This window comes from Bartonella sp. OC16QHHD, assembly GCF_042194035.1.
Taxonomy (GTDB): domain Bacteria; phylum Pseudomonadota; class Alphaproteobacteria; order Rhizobiales; family Rhizobiaceae; genus Bartonella.
Genome location: NZ_JBHIMJ010000079.1, coordinates 25,532 through 44,524, shown reverse-complemented (window position 1 = coordinate 44,524; position 18,993 = coordinate 25,532). Strand labels below are relative to the sequence as shown.

Sequence of the window (18,993 nt, the reverse complement as noted above, 5' to 3'; positions counted from 1 at the left end):
AAGGGGCTGACAAGGTTATATGTTAAGGGGAACTGTTTGAAATCTATATTTGATTAAGTGGGCTGAATATGAATTCCAATTACCGCTCTCTCCTTATTTGGGGAGTTATTGCCTTGATTTTGATTGTGTCGTTTTCTCTCTTTAATGGAGATAGCCAACGTTCTGGTGGTGGAGAAGTCTCCTATTCTGAATTTTTGCAAAAAGTTGAGAATAATGAGTTGAAATCTGTGACCATTCAAGGTCAAAAATTAACAGGAAAAACCATTGAACATAGAGCTATTTCAACCTATGCTCCTCGCGATCCAGGTTTGATACAAAAATTGGAAAGCAAAAACGTTAATGTTAAAGCTATTCCTGAAAGCTCTGGAAATAGCATTTTCCTCAATCTCCTCTTTTCCTTATTGCCTGTTATTATTATCGTGGGGGCGTGGGTCTTTTTTATGCGGCAAATGCAAAATGGGTCACGTGGTGCAATGGGATTTGGGAAATCGAAAGCAAGATTGCTTAATGAAGCGCAAGGGCGTATTACCTTTAAAGATGTTGCTGGCGTTGAAGAAGCAAAGCAAGATCTTCAAGAAATTGTTGAATTTTTACGCGAACCACAAAAATTTCAACGCTTAGGGGGGCGTATCCCACGCGGTGTTTTGCTTGTTGGTCCTCCAGGAACCGGTAAAACTTTGCTAGCACGCTCTGTGGCCGGTGAAGCCAATGTGCCATTCTTTACCATTTCAGGGTCTGATTTTGTTGAAATGTTTGTTGGTGTTGGGGCAAGCCGTGTGCGCGATATGTTCGAACAGGCTAAAAAAAATGCACCTTGTATTATCTTTATTGATGAAATCGATGCTGTTGGGCGCCATCGGGGGGCTGGTCTTGGCGGTGGAAACGATGAACGTGAACAGACCTTAAACCAGTTGCTTGTCGAAATGGATGGGTTTGAGCCCAATGAAAGTATTATTCTTATTGCCGCAACAAACCGTCCCGATGTGCTTGATCCTGCTTTATTGAGACCAGGGCGTTTTGATCGGCAAGTTGTTGTGCCAAACCCTGATGTTTCTGGGCGTGAACAAATCTTGAAAGTGCATGTGCGCAACGTGCCTTTAGCGCCTAACGTTGATTTGAAAATTTTGGCAAGGGGAACACCAGGATTTTCAGGTGCGGACCTGATGAATCTAGTCAATGAAGCTGCTCTTATGGCTGCAAGCCGTAATAAAAGAGTTGTCACGATGCAAGAATTCGAAGATGCCAAAGATAAGGTGATGATGGGGGCTGAACGTCGTTCAACCGCTATGACACAAGAGGAAAAAGAACTCACTGCTTATCATGAAGCAGGACATGCTATTGTGGCTCTTAATGTGCCGGTTGCTGATCCTGTCCACAAAGCAACAATCGTTCCAAGGGGAAGAGCATTGGGAATGGTGATGCAATTGCCTGAAGGCGATCGCTATTCTATGAGTTATCGCTGGATGATTTCTCGTCTGGCCATTATGATGGGTGGACGTGTGGCTGAAGAATTAAAGTTTGGAAAGGAAAATATCACCTCCGGTGCTTCTTCTGATATTGAGCAAGCGACGAAATTAGCACGCGCGATGATCACACGGTGGGGATTTTCTGATCTGCTTGGAAATGTAGCTTATGGCGATAACCAAGATGAAGTCTTTTTGGGTCATTCTGTTGCGCGAACACAAAATGTTTCTGAAGAAACAGCGCGCATGATTGATATGGAAGTGCGTAAGCTTATTGATGATGCCTATAAAAATGCGACAAACATTTTGAAAACAAAAAGAAAAGAATGGTTTGCTTTGGCACAAGGTTTGTTGGAATATGAGACTTTAACGGGAGCTGAAATTAACGAAGTTATTGCAGGAAAGCTTCCTTCACGCACACAGAAAGATGAGGGTGCTGCGCCACGGGGGTCTTCTGTTCCAAAAACTGGAACGGTCAGAGCAGAGATAACAGTGGTAGATGAAAAAGATGCTGAAGCAGCCCCTAAAACAGTGCCTCATAAAGAAGAGACCGATAAAGGCAAGGCAGGTAAAGCAGAGGTAGCTGTTGGGAAAAAAACAGCAAAATCCGGTAATGTTGAGCCTAAGGAGGCTCAGTCTAAAGAAGTGCAATCGGATGAGACTGAGAAAAAAGCGCAAAGCACAAAAGGTACCACAAAATCAGTCAACCGCTCTAAAAGTAATGCTGAAAAGAAGTCCAATACTGCGGGACATGATAAAGAAAAATAAGAACTGTTTAATATCGCTTGAGTGACGATGTTTTAGGAAAACTTCTAAATTCTTTGAGAAAGGCGCAAGTTTTGTTTGCGCCTTTCTTGTAATATTTGCAAAAATATGGAAGCAAAAAATTAAGCAAAGCCGTTGTATGATGACGGCTTTAGCATGCTACAAGGCGAGGTGGACTGTTGCTTTTCTAATGTGGTAGGGGTTGTAAGGTTAGGCGATAGATTTCCTTGCTGATTTGGTAGGGTATGAGGTTTGGTGCTGGGTTTCTTTACGGATTTAGCAAGTGTGTGAGATTATCCGTTGGTTGTGTTAAAGGGATGTATAGAGCATTTTGAGGAGATAATATTGCTTTTATGTGTAAGGGTGTAAACATAATTGCTTGAGAGTGGTTTAGATGTGTAGATGGTGAATAGGGGGCTTGATTGTTCTAAATGCATGAAGGTTTAAGATCAATGATCTGATTTTATACGGGGAGAGGAGGACTATTGTACCAAGGGGGCTTGTTAGGGTTTTAAGGAAAAGCCAAGGGAAGAATTATATATTAAAGGAAAGAGGCATGGTGCAAAAATATTTTGGTACAGATGGAATTCGGGGGAAAGCCAATTCATTTCCTATGACACCCGATTTTGCCATGAAGGTGGGGATGGCGGTAGGGGTTTTATTTCGCTCACAACATCAATCTCATCGTGTGGTGATTGGCAAGGATACACGATTATCTGGCTATATGTTGGAAAACGCTTTGGTTTCAGGATTGACTGCTGCGGGGATGGAAGCTTTTTTATTGGGTCCAGTGCCAACACCTGCTGTTGCAATGCTTTGCCGCTCTTTGCGCGCAGATCTTGGGGTGATGATTTCTGCTTCTCATAATCCGTTCTATGATAATGGAATTAAACTTTTTGGTCCTGATGGTTTTAAACTTTCAGATGATATGGAAGCGAAAATTGAACAATTGATCGATACAGATCTTTCAAAGTCTTTAGCAAGTTCTGCCGAAATTGGTTATGCAAAACGGGTTGAGGGAGATATTTATCGTTATATTGAATATGCCAAACGAACTTTGCCGCGTGATGTTCGCTTAGATACTGTGCGTATTGTTGTGGATTGTGCCAATGGGGCTGCTTATAAAGCGGCTCCCCGTGCTTTATGGGAATTGGGGGCTGAGGTTTTTGCTATTCATGATGAGCCCAATGGGACCAATATTAATCAAAAATGTGGATCAACCGATTTAAGCTCTTTAAAACGAAAAGTGCATGAAGTGCGTGCTGATGTGGGGATTGCTCTTGATGGAGATGGAGATCGTGTTCTCATTGTTGATGAAAAAGCACAAACGGTTGATGGAGATCAGTTGATTGCTGTAATTGCTGAAAATTGGCATAAAATGGGACGATTACGGTGCAATGGTGTTGTCACAACGATTATGTCAAATCTTGGACTAGAGCGTTTCTTGAATAGCAAAGGATTGCACCTTGTAAGGACAAAAGTTGGAGATCGTTATGTTGTCGATGCCATGCGCCAAAAGGGATATAATGTTGGTGGTGAGTCTTCTGGGCATATTGTGCTTAGTGATTTTGGTACAACGGGTGATGGCTTGGTGGCTGCATTGCAGGTTTTAGCCTGTATGAAGGAAAGCCAAAGTCCTATGAGCCAATTGTGTAAACGGTTTGAACCTGTACCGCAAATTTTAAAAAATGTAACGATTAAAAATAAAAATGTCCTGAAAAAAAATCCCGTCAAAACGGCTATTAATCAAGCAGAGAAGCGGTTGGGAAAAGAGGCACGGCTGGTGATCCGCGCTTCTGGAACGGAACCGGTTATCCGCCTTATGGCTGAAGGCGATGCACGAGAAGTATTGGACACTGTTGTGACAGAGTTGATGGATGTTATTATTCATCATGATGTACGCATGGGTACTGCACTTGAGGAATCTTGAATTTTTTGAGAAAATTATCAGATCATCTTTTGATAAAGATATTATTATAATGTGGGATTTTGGCAATTACAAAAGGTATGATTATTAACTCAGTGATGTAATAACGGTAATGGATACTCTATCTACGAACAAATTAAATAAAAAAGGGAAAAGTCCAATTCTAATAACTACAATGCGTATAGATTTCTCTATATTTCGTAAGATATGAAAAATATGCCTTTTTTTGATTTTCCTTTTTCTTTTACTTATTCGTAAACCGGTTATTAGTTTAACAGAGTTTGTAGGGGGGAGAGTTTATTAGTATTATTCATTCTTTTTACTGGATATCCAGCGGGTGCAGCGCCCCATGAACATCAAACAGCAATGGTCATTGTGGTTATATCATCTTGATGTTTCTAAGTGCCGCTGCCAATTGGAGATATGATACGCTCCTATTACGTTTAGCTCCTCCTAATTATGAACTTATACTTTTCCAATAATTAGTAGAATAATGAGAAAGAGATGGGAATGATCAATTTTTTTCACGATAGTTCTAATGTTTATAAAGTAAAAAAAGCTATGTGATGTAAAAATAATGAACATTTTTTGTATCTTGGAGGGGTACACTCTATATTCATTTATCATTTTAAGATTTAAACATAAAAGGATTGAAGCCTTCTATAATACTGGTACGACTGAAGGGATTAGAACCGCCCATGCTCAAAAATTAAAGCGTATTCTAAGTGCTCTTGAAGTAGATGTATTGCCAAAAGATTTTGAGTTATCCGTCCTTTTGATTACATCTGCTAAAGGGTGATTTCAAGGGTTATTAGTCAATTACTGTAAATGGAAATTGTCGCGTAATATTTCGCTTTGGTAGCATAGATGTCGAAATGGTTGATTATCTGGATTACCATCAAAAAGGAGATCTAAACAATGATGAAGAATCCTTCACATCCCGGTGAATTATTGTATGAAGATGTGATCAAAGAGCTTGGTTTATCCTTTAATGAAGCAGCAGAGTGGCTTGGTATATCTCGTGTAGCACTTTCTAGAGTTTTAAATGAAAAAGCCGCTATGAGAGCTAATCTTGCTATTAGGCTTGAAATGTTTGGTGTAAGCACAGCACGTGCTTGGCTTGCTGTGCAAACAAATTATGATCTATCAAAAAAATTCCTTAACAACAGTCTTATGATAAAGATTGCATAAAAGAGTTTCAAACGGCAGTTAAATTTTTGCAACAGAGACGTATACAAGAGCTAAATCATGCGTATGAGCGTACAAGGTCAAAAGATGTGACGGCGGGGTAAGACAAGGAATAAAATCTTGTTTCTATAGTCTGTTTGGCTATAATAAATGTAAGCAAATGAGGGTTTTATATGTTGAGTGAAGAGGAAATTAAGCTGCGTCGCTTTTATGCTGAAAATGCATTGGCAAGCCAACGTTTAGAGGGATTAGAACCAGATCCGCTGGTTGTTGCTCAAGTAGAGCGTTATATTATAGGTGAACTTGAAATAAGTGATATCATCACAGATTATATGGAGCGTGTAAGACGTGGAGAAGTATAAGGGGAGCGGCGATTCTTATACTGATCCTGAAACTGGTGTGATGTATAATCGGCTTGGTATTAAAGACAAAGCCACACTGCAGCGTGTAGAATCTACTATTACTTATGTAAAATCTTTCGAATTTGTACATACTCCTATTGGTGGTAAATTTGATCTGGATTACATGAAAGAGATCCATAGAAGGCTGTTTGGCGACATATATGAATGGGCGGGACAAATTCGTTTAGTGGATATTGCCAAAGGTAATAGTATATTTGCTAGTTATAATCAGATTGAAAGTTATGCACCGAAGATTACACAAAAGCTTGCAAAAGAACAGTATCTGCGTGGTCTTGGCGCTTATGACTTTAGCCAAAGGGCTGGATATTACATGGGCGAGTTGAATGCGTTGCATCCGTTTCGAGAGGGGAATGGGCGTACTCAGCGTGAATTTATGGTGCAACTGGCTCGTGAAGCTGGTTATCATATCAACTGGAAGGGTATTGAGCGACAAGAAATGACACGTGCGTCAATTGAAGCACATTTTGGTAATTCAGAATATCTGTCTGCACTCATCTATAAGAACCTTACCAAGTTTACAGAAAATAAAAGGGATGATGTTTCTCAAGGTATTGGCAAAAATATTGCTTTTGGCGTTGATCTTAATAAAGAGTGCTTGGAACAACAAAAAGAGAAGATTGAAACTCCTTGGGATAGAGAAAAGACAAGTTTTGCTAAACGTCAAAAAGAAGAACTTGAACAATTACAAAATGATTTGAATGTTGTTGCAAAAGCAACAGAACGAGAGCCATACCTTGCGGCTTATATAGATAATTCTAATTTAGAACAGAAAGCGCTTAGCGCTCTTAGGAATGAAAAATCTTATGTTAATATGTTTAAGGAGTTAAACAGTCGTTTAGCATCTATTTATAAAGATCCGCAAGCTGCCGCACTCAAGATTGAGCAGACGATTTTAGCAGGTAAAGGCGATAAATTGCCTGATATTTTGGAAAGGGAACCTGATAGAGCGGGTGAACTGCGTGGGTCAGATCGTTTAATCGATAAACTCAAATCTACAGGAAAAGAACGAAAAGAAGCGCTTTCTCATGTTCCTCGTGCACTTTCTTCTATTAAAAAGCTTCAAGCCTTTTATAAGAATTCTTATGAGATACATGTAAATAGGGTTGTACGGGAGCGTGAGCGATTGAAAGTTGAAGTACCTTCGCTTTCACAAGAAGCAGTGACTTTTATGAAAAATGTTGAAGCTGGTCGTGATAGTTATTCAAAGATACCAGAGCAGATCAATCAAGAGTTTTTAAAGCTACAAAGTGCTTTAGATAAACGTTTTGGACAGGATGCCATTCATAAATAAGACTTTGATTTATCAAAAGCAATACCCAAAGAACAGTCTTATAATAAAGAACACATAAAAGAGTTTCAAATGGCAGTTAAGTTTTTGCAACAGAGACAAAACAGGAGAAAATCAACGCAATAGCGCGTGTAAGATCAATAGATATGATACGGTAAGGGCAAGAATAAAACCTTATGCTGTATAAGCCCTATTAAGCCATATGGTAAAAGAGAGGTAATCAAAAGAAGGGTGTGTAATATGGGTGTGACAAAAGACGTTGTACGAGCCCGCATAGATAGGACATTAAAAAAGAAGCTGGTGAAATATTAGCAAGTTTAGGACTTACGGTGTCTGATTTCATACGAATTTCTTTAGCTAAAGTTGTTGATGAAAGAGGATTGCCGTTTGATATGGCTGTTTCTAATGCGGAAACGCTTAAAACTTTTGAAAAGAGTAAAAAAGGATAAGATGTATATTTCGCGAAAGATATGAATGATTTATTTAAGTGATTTCGACAGTTTTTAAAAAGCATCACGGCGCTTGAAAGGGTCGTAATAAATTTCTGTTACACGAAATTTTCCTTCAAGGCGTTTGCATTGGATGATGACATCTATCATCGAGATTAATAAGCCGCGGATATCATCGCGTGCTAAATTACCACCACCGTCACTTTCTTTGACTAAAAGGGTCATTTGCTCAAAGGCTGCAAGTGCTGTTGAGGCGTGGACGGTGGTAATGGAGCCGGGGTGACCAGAATTGACATTACGGATGTAGTAAAAGGCTGTACCATCACGCAGCTCTTGTAGAAGGATTCTGTCGGGGCGCATGCGTAAGCCAGATTCAAGCAGTTCTTTTGCGCCTGCTTTTGCTAAGCCTTGGTTATCTTTTGAATAAAAGAGCTGCACTTTGTTGGCGTGCGGAACGACAAGTTCTGGCGTGTCTTCAATGGTGAGAATTCGTTCATAGTCAGGGATTTTTGCAATCAAAGCTTTGGAGAGGGTTGTTTTCCCGGAACCGGTTTTTCCCGATATTAAGATATTTTGTTGTGTAATAACGGCTCTTTCTAAAAAGTTGCAAAAGTCTTTGGCGATAAAGAGATCTGTTAGCTCTTTGTCTGTATCAGAGAGTTCGGATAACCGTTCTGTCATTTGTTGCGTGGGTGTGAAACTGGTGTTTTGGGCGACAGAAAACAGATTGTTTTCATGTAAACTTTCAAGAGAAAAAGTGCGTGATGAAGGTTTACGAATGGTCATGCTAATGGTATTGGCAGCAACTGCTGGAGGCATAACAATTTGTATGCGTTCGTTGTTTGGCAGTGTTGCGGAGAGAACGGGGTTTTCTACACTGATTTTTTGTGTTGTGTAGGCAGCAACAACTTTTGCAATCCCTTCTAGTTCGCTGTAGGTTAGTTCTTTTAAGATGTGGGTTTGCCAACCATTGGGACCCTCAACAATTACTTCGCCTGGGCGATTGACAACAATTTCAAATAAATTTTCATCATTGAGGAAGTCATCTAAGATCTTTAATTTTGTTAAGACGATGGAGGCGCGTTCTGCATTTTTTGCTGATGGCATAATGTGACTTTATTGGCTTAATGAAAAAAGGAATAGCTGGGAGTAGAGCGGTTTCTTTTGCTCTTTACGACTAGTTTATAGACAGAGGAAAAATCGAGATCTTTTGCTACAAAGATGTTGACCAGTTCGCCTTGAAATTTTTCTAAGGTAGGAGGAATATTGATTTGATTTTCAAGGGCAATACTGGCGGACTCTTTTCCAGTGTTGTTTGCGCCTTCAAAACCGCCGCCTCCAGAGTTGTTTGAACCTTCTTTATTGGAATTGCCTACTATTTTATTTGTTAAAACTGTTGTGGCACCATCAATAACGGTGAGTAAAAGGGAAGAGCCAAAGCGTTCCCACCAATGGGTGTTGATGTTGCCATCAAAACCGGCTCTGCCTAAACTGTCGGTTGCGGGTGAGGCAAGGTCGATGATGACACCGGTTGGGGTTTTTGCTCTTGTCCAGAGCACAAAGAGGCGAGATTGACCTTGTTTTATCCCTCCGCGGTATTCGCCAATCACTTGGGTTCCTTTATCAAGCAAAACAACGCGCCCATTGTCAGAGAGGATATCACGGTTGATGATGCAGCTTGCAAAGCCTGGTTGCTCACTGTTTAATGCGGTTTCTAAGATACAGGGAATAGAGGTTCCCATGGCGATGATAAAGTTTCTATTGCCGATGAGTTTTGCTTTTGTTTCTTCTGTTTTGGTAGGCTTTAATAGGGTCGCAAAATTTTGTGTGTCTTGAAGGGCAGGAGAATTTTGCGCATTCGCGAGATTTTCGAGGGCATGGAATTTTTCAAGGGGGTTGAGAGTCGTGTTGACAATGTCTTTTAATTGAGATTTAGAACCTTTGGCAAAAGCTAAAACAGGGGCGCGTCTTGCGGCATCAAGTAGTGGGTCATCTTTTTTGGGTTCTTGTGCGAGTGGTTGTGGGGGTGGTAAGGTTATTGGTGCTATGTTTGCACGCGGGTCAGAGGGCGCGATCTCTAAAGGGGCGAGGGAATTGTGAAAGTTTTGTGCTTGTTTTTTATGAGCTTTTGCGGTGTCTTTTTGTTCTGTGGGGGTGGATAAGATGTTCCAGAGCACATAGCCGCAGATTCCTATACAGGCGATTGCGACAACTATTTTTTTGCCAGCGGTTTTGGCGCTATTGTTTTTGCCATCCCCAATAGATCCGCGATCTTCGATGATTGGTTTATCACTCATGTGTTGTCCCCTTCAATTCCCGCTTATTTAAAGATCTGATGCAATTTTACGTTCAACAGATGGTGAGGTTGTTCCGGTATTTGGATTTGTGCCTTTTGGTTGATAGGCTTCGTTAAAGACGCATAGGACGTTTTTTCCCTGTCTTAGGGTGAAGCGTGCGCTAATGGCATGGACAATAACCATGTTGCCTCTTGTGGTTTTGGGAACCAGCGATTCTGTACCGTCATTGCTGACAATATAAATGGCAGGGATTTCTTGGTTGTCTGGAAATGTAAATGTTGTGGTTTTGCCATTGTCATAAACGGAGGAGGGTTCGAGCGTGATAGAGCCTTGAGCGGTGTAAGCCCAATTGCGAGGTCCGTAGGTTTCAGAAGCGTTGAAGACATTATCAATGCGCTGGGCTTGTTGTTTTTCTTGTCGCATAAGGGCTGCGAGTCTTCTTTGTTCTGCTTCTTCTTGTGGGTAGCGAAATTTCACAAGGAAATATGTTTCTTGTCCAGATGAAATTTCTCCATCTTTGACCATCAGTTCAAATTGATAGGAGCGCTTTGAGCCATCAAGCTTTGTGGTGACGACTTGGAGATTGGTAATGGGTTGGACTTCCCGCGCTTTGAGGAAAAGAATATTGCCAGCGGGGGCGACTTCCCATGCAACGCTGTTGCCAATTGCCACATGGGCAATTTCTTCATTGGGAGAAAATTCTATTTGTACCGATGAGCGTATGGAGCCAATAATTTTTGTGACATTATAGGCATCATATTTGATAAAGCGAATGCGGCTATCGCTTGGCGCACGGGTGGGAAAAATACTGGCATGGCTAGGCGTTAAAGAAAGGGTAATAGCGATGTTAAGAATGAGAAAAAGAATTTTTTTTGTCATGATCAGTTGACCACTTCCGGATCGGTTCTATATTCATTAACAATAAACCCTAGAGGATTTATCAAACGGTTTTGGACAGAGATAGGGGCATTGATATATTCAAAGGTAAGTGTTGCAACCCAGTGGGTGATGAATTCTTTGTTGTTGTCGTTGTCATGAATGGTTCTGTAGTAACGCACTTGGGCAACATCGTCATTGATAAAGGAGATTGATTTTATTGTTATTGTAACGGTGGCGTTTTTATAGAGAATTTGAGGACTTTGGGGATTTCTTGCTCCATACCAGCTGGCAAATCTTTCCTGTTCTTCAGAAGAAGAGAGGAGGGAGACTGTTTGGAAGTTGTGTTGTGTTTCTTCTGTGGTGAAGCCTTCACGGGAGCGGACATATTTTGCAGCAAAGTAGCGTGTGATTGCTTCGTCGACATTGGTGGGACCTTCTTTTAAGGCTTCCACAACTTCGGTGATGCCGGTTGAATTGTCCACACGGATGACAAAAGGTTCCACGGTTTTAAGGGGTGTGAGGGTGATGACCGCGAGAGAAGACATTATTGCAACTGCAACGGCTATGCCGGCAATGGCAAGAGAGACGCGGGTGGTGCGGCGTGAGGCGAGCATGCGATCTTGATCAAACGAGCGCGCTTCGGCAATATATTGTTCTACATCTTTTTCTTTCATGCCTTTTTTCCGCAATCTTTGTAGGATTTGATTTCTTCATCCGTTAATTTTTGTGCCAGAAGCATTTCCAGCTTCCCTTCTTTTAGGGGTGAAGGGGTGTTGTTACTGATGATAATGGGCGTGGGCGTGGGTTTTTTCCCTTCCCAATTCCACATTGATCTGTTGAGTGGACGTTTAGAATATCCATCACACTTTGGGAGTGACTTCAGTGTGTTTGGTGAAGACACACAGCCACTGAGAAAGAGAAATGGTAAGATGACCCCAATTTTTTTAAATTCCCGCATTTGAACTTAGACCTTTTTTAATAGTGATGCTAATTTTTTAATGCCCCTTGTTGCTGCATTAGCAGCTCGTCCACTTAGTTGAGCCGTTGTTTTAGCGACTGGTCCTGATCCTGTAAGAGAAGCCCCCCCAGAGGCTAAAGCTGATGCGATATCAGGGAGTCTGAGGAAAAGGTGAATACCACCAATACCAACAACCAAGAACTGAATTAAAGTAGTGAAGATATTTTTAATACCTTCTGAAAAAACGTCCATTGAAATCTTGACATATAAACCACCAAGCAGCACGACTAACACATATAAAATGATGAAGTTTGCAACTTGCCCTAACCATGCTTCTGTGAATTTTCTGGTTGAGGAAAATATATAGAGGCTTATGAAGAGTGGTCCTATTGATATGACAAGAAACAAACCCAATTTAGCAAATAATGAAACAACAAAACCGACTAGACAAAATAAGATAGCAGCAACTAGGCAGATAAAACCAGCAATCCATGTCGCAATAAACATCCCCATTTGAGTCAGACCTGTGTACTGGTTTGCTGCGTCCAAAACCTGTGCTCCAGCTTTGTTTATCATATTGTCCCATACATTTCGATCCACATGTGCTCCTTGTGTGACATTTGAAATGGCATTCGGCAGATCATGGAAAAATATACCACTGACCCACTCATTATAAAGAGCAGCATTTGTGGCAAGTGAAACAACGATGCCGAGTTTGAAAGTTGTTACTATAAATTCCCATAAGGGCATGGAAGAGCGCCCATAGATGATATTGTAGCCCATAAATATAATGTAAATTGTACAAGATAGCTTAAGCGGAGCACCTAAGCTTGATGAGAGGTTGTTAATGACTTTATCCATTGTCTCTGTGAGGGGCTCCATCAACATATTGTCGATATAAGAAAATATGCCTTTGCTTTCTACTGCCATTGAGATGCTCCGCTCTTCATTATGTCTTAATTATTATTCTGTTGTTCTTCTGCCGCGCGCTCTTTTGCTCTTCGTTCTTCTTCAGCGCGTTCTTTTGCTTTTTGTTCAGCTCGGAATTTTTCATTCTCAGCTCTCATTTTTTTAATTCTGGCTCTCATTTCAGCTTCGGAATCTCTAATCATTTTTTGAAACTTTTCATCATCTTCACGCTCTCTTTCTGCTGCTTTTGCTTCATATTCTTTCTGAAGTTCTAAAAATGCTAACCGCATGTTTTCACAATTTTTTGAAGTTCCTGCAAATCCACATTTCGCATCCCACTCTAGGCGTAATTTTTCATCTTTTTTAAATTCTGCAACGCTATAGGTTTTTTCACAGCCAGCAGCGATAATTCCAGTGCAAAGTAGCAATGTTGTTATGAGAACTTTATTCATCAATATTTCCCCTTTTTCCTTTCAGTTTTACAAGTTTTGAGCACAATCTTTAAATTCTGCTTGTGTTATCGGTTTTTATAACCAGTGATGATAAATCTAGAGCACAGACATAATCTTGCCATAAATCTATTGTATAGTCTGTAAGGTTCTTTAAGTTGAGCAGCTAAAGCGCAATAGATGTTATCCATTGTTTTTGTAATGGGATTCATTAACATATTGTCGATATAAGAAAATACGCCTTTGGTTACTATTGCCATTTAGATACTTCGCTATTCGTTGTGTATTTTTATAATTTAATTATTATTTTGTTCTTTTGCTTTTTGTTCTTCCTCAGCACGCTCTTTTATCCCAAATGTAGCGTTCCATATTTCTTTAGCTTTTGCCTGACGTTCTTTCTCAAGTTCTAAGAATGCTAACCGCATGTTTTCACAATTTTTTGAAGTTCCTGCAAATCCACATTTCGCATCCCACTCTAGGCGTAATTTTTCATCTTTTTTAAATTCTGCGACGCTATAGGTTTTTTCACAGCCAGCCGTGATGAGCCCTGTGCAAAGTAGCAATGTTGTTATGAGAACTTTATTCATCGATATTTCCCCTTCTTTCTTTCAGTTTTTGAGGTTTGAGCACAATCTTTAAATTATGCTTGTGTTATCGGTTTTTATAACCAGTGATGATAAATCTAGGGCACAGACATAATGTTGCCATAAATCTATTGTATAATCTGTAAGGTTCTTTAAGTTGAGCAGCTAAAGCGCAATAGCGATGTGTAATGGCGCTATCCATTGTTTTTGTAAGGGGCTCCATCAACATATTGTCTATGTCAGTAAATACGCCTTTGGTTATTATTGCCATTTAGATGCTCCGCTATTTATCGTGTATTAATGGTTATTTTGTTCTTCTGCCGCGCGCTCTTTTGCTCTTCGTTCTTCTTCAGCGAGTGTTTCCGCTCTTTGTTTTTCGAGAATTTTTTGAGTCTCAGCTCTCATTCTTGCACGATCGGCTTCCATTTTAGCTTTCAATTTTTCCATTGATTTGCGATTTTCTTCTTCAATTTTACGACTTCTTTCTGCTGCTTTTGCTTCATACTCTTTCTGAAGTTCTAAAAATGCTAACCGCATGTTTTCACAATTTTTTGAAGTTCCTGCAAATCCACATTTCGCATCCCACTCGAAGCGTAAATTTTTATCTTTTTTAAATTCTGCGACGCTGTAAGTTTTTTCACATCCAGCGGTGATGAGCCCTGTGCAAAGCAGCAATGTTGTTATGAGAACTTTATTCATCAATATTTCCCCTTCTTCCTTTCAGTTTTACAAGTTTTGAGCACAATCTTTAAATTCTGCTTGTGTTATCGGTTTTTATAACCAGTGATGATAAATCTAGAGCACAGACATAATCTTGCCATAAATCTATTGTATAGTCTGTAAGGTTCTTTAAGTTGAGCAGCTAAAGCGCAATAGCGATGTGTAATGGTGCTATCCATTGTCTTTGTAAGGGGCTCCATCAACATATTGTCGATATAAGAAAATATGCCTTTGCTTTCTACTGCCATTGAGATGCTCCGCTCTTCATTATGTCTTAATGGTTATTTTGTTGTTCTTCTGCCGCGCGCTCTTTTGCTTCCTGTTCTTCTTCAGCACGTCGCTTTGCTCTTTGTTCTTCTAATTTTTTTTTAGTGTTAGCTTCCATTTTTTTAAGTCTGGCTCTCATTTCAGCTATATCTTCTTCTTCTCTTTTACGATTTTCTTCTTCAATTTTACGACTTCTTTCTGCTGCTTTTGCTTCATATTCTTTTTGAAGTTCTAAAAATGCTAACCGCATGTTTTCACAATTTTTTGAAGTCCCTGCAAATCCACATTTAGCATCCCATTCTAGGCGTAATTTTTCATCTTTTTTAAATTCTGCGACGCTATAGGTTTTTTCACATCCAGCTGTGATGAGCCCTGTGCAAAGTAGCAATGTTGTTATGAGAACTTTATTCATGATTAATGACTGTCCTGTTGTTTTTCGGACTCTTTTTGTTCTTGATTATCTTCAAGAAGTTCATTTGCAAGGTTATGGTAATATTCCTTTTGAAGTTCAAGTTGTGCTAATCTTAAGTTTTCACAATTTTTGGCAGTTCCTGCGAATCCACATTTAGCATTCCACTCTTCCATCAATGTTTTATCTTTTTTAAATTCTGCTACGCTATAGGTTTTTTCACAACCAGCTGTGATGAGCCCTGTGCAAAGTAGCAATGTTGTTATGAGAACTTTATTCATTATTTATTGTCCTGTTTCTTTTCAGATTCTTGTTTATCGTCATTTGTAGAGCCAAAGCCTTTCCAATTTTTACGGTTTTCAAATTCAGCTTGCTCTGCATTTTTACAATTTTTCGAATTCAAATCCCCTGACGTCAAACATTTCACTAATACTTCTTCCATCAGTTTTTTATTTTTTTTAAGTTCTTCTACGCTGTAGGTTTTTTCACAACCAGCTGTGATGAGCCCTGTGCAAAGTAGCAATGTTGTTATGATGATCTTGTTCATATTCAATCCCCTCTTTTTTACTCTTTATTGACCACGCATTTTTTGGGCCAAAGCTTTGGTTCGTGCTTTAAATTCTTCCATTTCACGTCTTTCTGCCGCTTTTTCTTCTGCTTGTTGAATCATCATGGCAGCTTGCATTTGTAGTATTTTTGTTTGGAGGTCTGCTTGTACCGCTGCTAATTGTGCTTGAATGCCTTGAATTTTACCCGCATCTTCAGTACTTCCAAGTTCGTCAAGGAGCTTGGTAATTTTTTTTTGTGTTTCACTGGCTTCTTCGTAGACGTCTTGTCCTTTGGCTGCTTGTCCTACTACGCGCTGTTCGGCTTTTTTTACTTCCTGTGCGTAAAAAGCATCTACTGCCTCTTTTGAGTCTGCGTCCCCCGCGGGCTCTTTGTATTTAAGTTCTTCTTGCCATTTTTGCGTGTTTTTGCTGCCGCCGCCGCCGCCACCACCGCTGCCCATCGATTGTTGAAAGTGGTTAAAGTCAGAAGGGAGGGCGCCACTGCTCCCTTGCTTGTTAAACATGTCTTTCAATCCCGAAATGTCAGGCTTGACATTTAGGGAGTTATATAATTGTTTCGCTTGATCGAGTTGGCTCTTTAATTGGTCAAGCTGTTGTTTGCCTTGTTGAATTTGTTCTTGCAATTTGCCAAGCTGTTGTGTGCCTTGCTGGACTTGTTTCATTATTTGTCCAACAGCTGTGGGATCAAATACCACGATGGCAAAGGCATTTGTTTGAAAGCCAAATGAAGCTGCATAGACGGCTGTTGCCAATAAAAGTTTTTTCATTGCTTTGACCTTTCTTGAAAAATAGGAAGCCATTTTTCTGGAGATTGTCCAACTTCATCCATAATGGTCTCTAGGAGTTCAATATTCTTGGTGGTGCCACTTAAAATGGCTATTTCATCATCAAAGCCGCGTAAATTTAGTTCTGCTACAACTGAACTTTGTCCTTGTTTGATGAGAAAACGCCGTGACTCACGGCTTAATTCTGATTGTATCAGGTTAAATTCTCTGTCTGATAATTTAAACCCTTCTACATAATCCCCATGATTGCCCTTTTGATTAGGGAAATAAATTTGTGTGGGGCATTGCTCTATAATGGTGTGAGCAATAGTCGAATTGATCGCATCTTTGGGAGATTGCGTTGCAAACAACATCAAACCATTTTGTTTACGGATAGTTTTCAGCCTGTCTTGCGCAAAGGCTTTAAAGGAATCATCCTCTAAGGCTTTCCAAAATTCATCAATGACAATGATAATACGACGCCCATCAATCAGAGATAAAATTCTATGAAAAAGATACATCATCAATGGTGGACGAATTTCATTATTGTCTAAAAAATCCGTCATGTCATAACCAATAAATTTTGCATCAATGCCAATGTCGTCATCAGGATTGTCAAAAACCCACCCTAAGGCATTGCCTTTACACCATCTTTCTAAACGACCCGATATCCCCTCCCTATGCGTGGTGTCAAAAAACATTTGTAAGGCAGAGATCGTCCGTTGTTCTTTTGGCAACAAGGCAAGCTGGTCAACAGCCGCCGTAATATCTTGTCTTTCTGATTCACTGATCTTTTGATCTTCAGATGAAACAAGCTTTATAATCCATTGGCGTAAAAAAACTCTATCTGCTGGATTGTTATAGTCTAAGCCTTTTAGCGGTGCTATGCCTGTCGGTCTACCATTCTTCAAGGGCATATAAGTGCCGCCACCCGCTCTGACAAAAAGTTCTGCACCCCGATCTTTATCAAAAAAGACCATATTGGGATCATGCTTTTGAAGTTGCGCTAAAAGAAAATTGACAATAACCGTTTTCCCAGAACCAGAGGGACCACAAACAAACGTATTGCCTAAATCACCAAAGTGAAAGTTAAAATAAAACGGTGAACCAGCAGAGGTTTTCATCAAGGCTACCGCTGGTCCCCACACATTGCCATCTATTTTTCCAACCGGAAAAGAATGAAATGGAGAAAGCGCTGCATAATTGCGGCTTGTTATTGCACCAGAGCGGGTGCGATAAGCATAATTGCCAGGCAATTGTGCCCACCAAGCCGCCGCTAACCCTAAATCTTCCCGCGCAATCACAGCCCCACCATCTGTAAGACGAGAACGCGCTTTGGCAAGATTATCCGCTAATTCTTGCGGCGTATCAGCAAAAACTGCCAATGATAAATGATGCTCCCCTAAAACAAAACGATTGGATTCAAGATCATCAAGCGCATCATCAAGTTCCATAATTTGTGAGCCCGCACGGTCTCCTGCATTGACCATTTGGTTTTGTTTGCGCCCCATAATTTGCTTGGCAATGTTTTTGCTCTTGAAAACAAAAGATTGGGTGAAAATAAACTCAAAGGGAAGGGTGAGCAAACCATCCGCCATGCCTACCCTGGTTTTTGCTGGATATTCTTTCCAACCAAACATGCCCGCAAACCGCTGTGCCGCCTCGGTGCGTATTTCTATGATCTCTTTCCCAAAAATGAGACGGTCTGAGTAAACAGTCGAAGCTATCGTCCCCCATGTGAGAGGGATCCGTTCACGACGACCTCCCACCAATTGGTGGATAAACTCACTTTGCTGCGAATAAATATTACCTTCATGTTCATAAAGGCTCAGTCTTCTTGCACCATAACGCTCTAAATTTTGAATAAGATCTGTGGTAATATCTTCAAGCTTGCGAATGGACTCTGCATCAACTTCTGTCTTTTCTTGCTTGGCTTTGCCTAAACGTTTGAAAAACTCCACTAATTTATCCGTTTGATCAACGTGTGGATTCCACAAAATCGAAAGATAAAGATCATTGCGATAAAGCTCCTGTGAAACCATCCGCTCGCGATATTTATCATCTAATTGCTTGGCAAATGCCGATCTGAAAGTCCCATCCGGATAAATCGTTTCACGCTTTCTGATAATATGGCTATAAAGCGCTATCCGTTCATCCGCTATGTTTTTAAAAAGATTATTGAGTTGTTCGTGAAGCACATTCAGATCAATAATATCCGCTGTCTCAAAGTTAATCCCTTCAAGTTTAATAACGCTCATGAGAGCGCGTGAATCCAGCGCAATGATGTGTTTGTTGACATGGCGCACGTAAGGAATGATCGCCTCTGGCTGCTTTTCACGTTTGCGCTCTGTTCTATTCATTATAATTCCTCATAATTACGAATTAATCGTAATGGAGAAATACTTCCCCCACCCCATAGACTCGAATTTCTGGCAAAAATAGATGTCTTTTGCCATGTCAGAAGAATACGAAATTTGTTATGGTCATGCTTTAGGATTTCCTTGAATATGAAATGCAGCATCACACCAAAGGTGATAAGAAAAATATTGCCTGTCATAATGAACAACATCATCGTTCCTATCGCATTTAATCCCATAGCTTCCACCGTCACGCCCGCAATCATTGCAGGGCGTGTGCAAGCAAGAAATAACGTATCTTCTGTTAGCTTGTCGTGCTCTTTCATGGC

The 18,993-nt window shown here is 40.3% G+C and carries 22 protein-coding genes; 7 read left to right on the top strand and 15 right to left on the bottom strand.

The annotated features are described in order from the left end of the window. Positions 1–68: 68 nt before the first annotated feature. The 7 genes from ftsH (at position 69) to ACFIK1_RS07505 (ending at position 7,502) form a co-directional block, all read left to right on the top strand. Positions 69–2,231, top strand: coding sequence for an ATP-dependent zinc metalloprotease FtsH (ftsH, locus tag ACFIK1_RS07535; protein ID WP_375637006.1), 2,163 nt, complete (start codon positions 69–71; stop codon positions 2,229–2,231). Between the two features lie 553 nt (positions 2,232–2,784). Next, complete coding sequence (gene glmM, locus ACFIK1_RS07530; protein WP_375633414.1) at positions 2,785–4,158, top strand: phosphoglucosamine mutase; 1,374 nt, start codon at positions 2,785–2,787, stop codon at positions 4,156–4,158. Positions 4,159–4,732: 574 nt separating this feature from the next. After that, complete coding sequence (locus tag ACFIK1_RS07525) at positions 4,733–4,954, top strand: hypothetical protein (RefSeq protein ID WP_375662500.1); 222 nt, start codon at positions 4,733–4,735, stop codon at positions 4,952–4,954. Positions 4,955–5,073: 119 nt separating this feature from the next. Further along, on the top strand, positions 5,074–5,346 hold the full coding sequence (locus ACFIK1_RS07520) for a HigA family addiction module antitoxin (RefSeq protein ID WP_375662499.1): 273 nt from the start codon (positions 5,074–5,076) through the stop codon (positions 5,344–5,346). Positions 5,347–5,516: 170 nt separating this feature from the next. Next, positions 5,517–5,705, top strand: coding sequence for an antitoxin VbhA family protein (locus ACFIK1_RS07515; RefSeq protein WP_375662498.1), 189 nt, complete (start codon positions 5,517–5,519; stop codon positions 5,703–5,705). After that, positions 5,692–7,056 (top strand): type II toxin-antitoxin system protein adenylyltransferase VbhT, encoded by a 1,365-nt coding sequence (gene vbhT, locus ACFIK1_RS07510; protein WP_375662497.1) that lies wholly within the window; start codon positions 5,692–5,694, stop codon positions 7,054–7,056. Before ACFIK1_RS07515 ends, vbhT begins: the two co-directional genes overlap by 14 nt. Positions 7,057–7,382: 326 nt before the next feature. Next, positions 7,383–7,502 carry a type II toxin-antitoxin system RelB/DinJ family antitoxin gene (locus ACFIK1_RS07505; protein WP_375662496.1) on the top strand — a complete coding sequence of 40 codons (120 nt, stop codon included), beginning with the start codon at positions 7,383–7,385 and terminating at the stop codon, positions 7,500–7,502. A gap of 54 nt (positions 7,503–7,556) precedes the next feature. Here the strand turns inward: ACFIK1_RS07505 and virB11 are convergent, their stop codons facing one another. From virB11 to ACFIK1_RS07430, 15 genes are all read right to left on the bottom strand, one after another. Further along, entirely contained in the window at positions 7,557–8,609 is a 1,053-nt protein-coding gene (gene virB11, locus ACFIK1_RS07500; protein ID WP_375662495.1) for a P-type DNA transfer ATPase VirB11, read from the bottom strand. Positions 8,610–8,626: 17 nt separating this feature from the next. Continuing rightward, the gene (gene virB10 / locus ACFIK1_RS07495; protein ID WP_375662494.1) at positions 8,627–9,799 is read right to left on the bottom strand and encodes a type IV secretion system protein VirB10; all 1,173 of its coding nucleotides are present in this window, start codon (positions 9,797–9,799) and stop codon (positions 8,627–8,629) included. Between the two features lie 27 nt (positions 9,800–9,826). Beyond that, a complete protein-coding gene (virB9, locus tag ACFIK1_RS07490) occupies positions 9,827–10,678 on the bottom strand; it encodes a P-type conjugative transfer protein VirB9 (protein ID WP_375662493.1) in 852 nt (283 codons plus the stop codon). Positions 10,679–10,680: 2 nt separating this feature from the next. Next, on the bottom strand, positions 10,681–11,352 hold the full coding sequence (locus tag ACFIK1_RS07485; RefSeq protein ID WP_375662492.1) for a virB8 family protein: 672 nt from the start codon (positions 11,350–11,352) through the stop codon (positions 10,681–10,683). After that, entirely contained in the window at positions 11,349–11,636 is a 288-nt protein-coding gene (locus ACFIK1_RS07480; RefSeq protein WP_375662491.1) for a type IV secretion protein VblB7, read from the bottom strand. The genes ACFIK1_RS07485 and ACFIK1_RS07480 overlap by 4 nt, the downstream gene beginning before the upstream one ends. 6 nt (positions 11,637–11,642) lie before the next feature. Further along, positions 11,643–12,566 carry a type IV secretion system protein gene (locus tag ACFIK1_RS07475; RefSeq protein ID WP_375662490.1) on the bottom strand — a complete coding sequence of 308 codons (924 nt, stop codon included), beginning with the start codon at positions 12,564–12,566 and terminating at the stop codon, positions 11,643–11,645. Positions 12,567–12,592: 26 nt separating this feature from the next. Further along, positions 12,593–12,997 carry an EexN family lipoprotein gene (locus tag ACFIK1_RS07470; protein WP_375662489.1) on the bottom strand — a complete coding sequence of 135 codons (405 nt, stop codon included), beginning with the start codon at positions 12,995–12,997 and terminating at the stop codon, positions 12,593–12,595. Positions 12,998–13,290: 293 nt separating this feature from the next. Next, the gene (locus tag ACFIK1_RS07465) at positions 13,291–13,581 is read right to left on the bottom strand and encodes an EexN family lipoprotein (protein ID WP_208438499.1); all 291 of its coding nucleotides are present in this window, start codon (positions 13,579–13,581) and stop codon (positions 13,291–13,293) included. Positions 13,582–13,875: 294 nt separating this feature from the next. After that, a complete protein-coding gene (locus tag ACFIK1_RS07460; protein WP_375662488.1) occupies positions 13,876–14,277 on the bottom strand; it encodes an EexN family lipoprotein in 402 nt (133 codons plus the stop codon). 295 nt (positions 14,278–14,572) lie between these two features. Continuing rightward, a complete protein-coding gene (locus ACFIK1_RS07455) occupies positions 14,573–14,977 on the bottom strand; it encodes an EexN family lipoprotein (protein ID WP_375662487.1) in 405 nt (134 codons plus the stop codon). 2 nt (positions 14,978–14,979) lie between these two features. Continuing rightward, positions 14,980–15,255, bottom strand: a complete 276-nt coding sequence (locus ACFIK1_RS07450) for an EexN family lipoprotein (protein WP_375662486.1) — start codon at positions 15,253–15,255, stop codon at positions 14,980–14,982. Next, positions 15,255–15,521: an EexN family lipoprotein gene (locus ACFIK1_RS07445; protein ID WP_375615858.1), complete on the bottom strand. Its 267-nt coding sequence runs from the start codon at positions 15,519–15,521 to the stop codon at positions 15,255–15,257. Before ACFIK1_RS07445 ends, ACFIK1_RS07450 begins: the two co-directional genes overlap by 1 nt. Before the next feature lie 24 nt (positions 15,522–15,545). Further along, on the bottom strand, positions 15,546–16,310 hold the full coding sequence (locus tag ACFIK1_RS07440; RefSeq protein WP_375662485.1) for a type IV secretion system protein: 765 nt from the start codon (positions 16,308–16,310) through the stop codon (positions 15,546–15,548). Beyond that, the gene (locus tag ACFIK1_RS07435) at positions 16,307–18,667 is read right to left on the bottom strand and encodes a VirB4 family type IV secretion/conjugal transfer ATPase (protein ID WP_375662484.1); all 2,361 of its coding nucleotides are present in this window, start codon (positions 18,665–18,667) and stop codon (positions 16,307–16,309) included. Before ACFIK1_RS07435 ends, ACFIK1_RS07440 begins: the two co-directional genes overlap by 4 nt. Beyond that, on the bottom strand, positions 18,667–18,990 hold the full coding sequence (locus ACFIK1_RS07430) for a type IV secretion system protein VirB3 (protein WP_015856920.1): 324 nt from the start codon (positions 18,988–18,990) through the stop codon (positions 18,667–18,669). Before ACFIK1_RS07430 ends, ACFIK1_RS07435 begins: the two co-directional genes overlap by 1 nt. Positions 18,991–18,993: the final 3 nt, after the last annotated feature.

What these genes read in the sequence shown, in the direction of transcription:
- ACFIK1_RS07455 (WP_375662487.1), bottom strand. Translation starts at nt 14,977, where the DNA reads ATGAATAAAGTTCTCATAACAACATTGCTACTTTGCACAGGGCTCATC.
- virB10 (WP_375662494.1), bottom strand. Translation starts at nt 9,799, where the DNA reads ATGAGTGATAAACCAATCATCGAAGATCGCGGATCTATTGGGGATGGC.
- ACFIK1_RS07485 (WP_375662492.1), bottom strand. Translation starts at nt 11,352, where the DNA reads ATGAAAGAAAAAGATGTAGAACAATATATTGCCGAAGCGCGCTCGTTT.
- glmM (WP_375633414.1), top strand. Translation starts at nt 2,785, where the DNA reads ATGGTGCAAAAATATTTTGGTACAGATGGAATTCGGGGGAAAGCCAAT.
- ACFIK1_RS07450 (WP_375662486.1), bottom strand. Translation starts at nt 15,255, where the DNA reads ATGAATAAAGTTCTCATAACAACATTGCTACTTTGCACAGGGCTCATC.
- ACFIK1_RS07465 (WP_208438499.1), bottom strand. Translation starts at nt 13,581, where the DNA reads ATGAATAAAGTTCTCATAACAACATTGCTACTTTGCACAGGGCTCATC.
- ACFIK1_RS07435 (WP_375662484.1), bottom strand. Translation starts at nt 18,667, where the DNA reads ATGAATAGAACAGAGCGCAAACGTGAAAAGCAGCCAGAGGCGATCATT.
- ACFIK1_RS07460 (WP_375662488.1), bottom strand. Translation starts at nt 14,277, where the DNA reads ATGAATAAAGTTCTCATAACAACATTGCTGCTTTGCACAGGGCTCATC.
- ACFIK1_RS07470 (WP_375662489.1), bottom strand. Translation starts at nt 12,997, where the DNA reads ATGAATAAAGTTCTCATAACAACATTGCTACTTTGCACTGGAATTATC.
- ACFIK1_RS07440 (WP_375662485.1), bottom strand. Translation starts at nt 16,310, where the DNA reads ATGAAAAAACTTTTATTGGCAACAGCCGTCTATGCAGCTTCATTTGGC.
- virB11 (WP_375662495.1), bottom strand. Translation starts at nt 8,609, where the DNA reads ATGCCATCAGCAAAAAATGCAGAACGCGCCTCCATCGTCTTAACAAAA.
- ACFIK1_RS07520 (WP_375662499.1), top strand. Translation starts at nt 5,074, where the DNA reads ATGATGAAGAATCCTTCACATCCCGGTGAATTATTGTATGAAGATGTG.
- ACFIK1_RS07515 (WP_375662498.1), top strand. Translation starts at nt 5,517, where the DNA reads ATGTTGAGTGAAGAGGAAATTAAGCTGCGTCGCTTTTATGCTGAAAAT.
- ACFIK1_RS07430 (WP_015856920.1), bottom strand. Translation starts at nt 18,990, where the DNA reads ATGAAAGAGCACGACAAGCTAACAGAAGATACGTTATTTCTTGCTTGC.
- ACFIK1_RS07525 (WP_375662500.1), top strand. Translation starts at nt 4,733, where the DNA reads ATGAACATTTTTTGTATCTTGGAGGGGTACACTCTATATTCATTTATC.
- ftsH (WP_375637006.1), top strand. Translation starts at nt 69, where the DNA reads ATGAATTCCAATTACCGCTCTCTCCTTATTTGGGGAGTTATTGCCTTG.
- ACFIK1_RS07480 (WP_375662491.1), bottom strand. Translation starts at nt 11,636, where the DNA reads ATGCGGGAATTTAAAAAAATTGGGGTCATCTTACCATTTCTCTTTCTC.
- ACFIK1_RS07445 (WP_375615858.1), bottom strand. Translation starts at nt 15,521, where the DNA reads ATGAACAAGATCATCATAACAACATTGCTACTTTGCACAGGGCTCATC.
- ACFIK1_RS07475 (WP_375662490.1), bottom strand. Translation starts at nt 12,566, where the DNA reads ATGGCAGTAGAAAGCAAAGGCATATTTTCTTATATCGACAATATGTTG.
- virB9 (WP_375662493.1), bottom strand. Translation starts at nt 10,678, where the DNA reads ATGACAAAAAAAATTCTTTTTCTCATTCTTAACATCGCTATTACCCTT.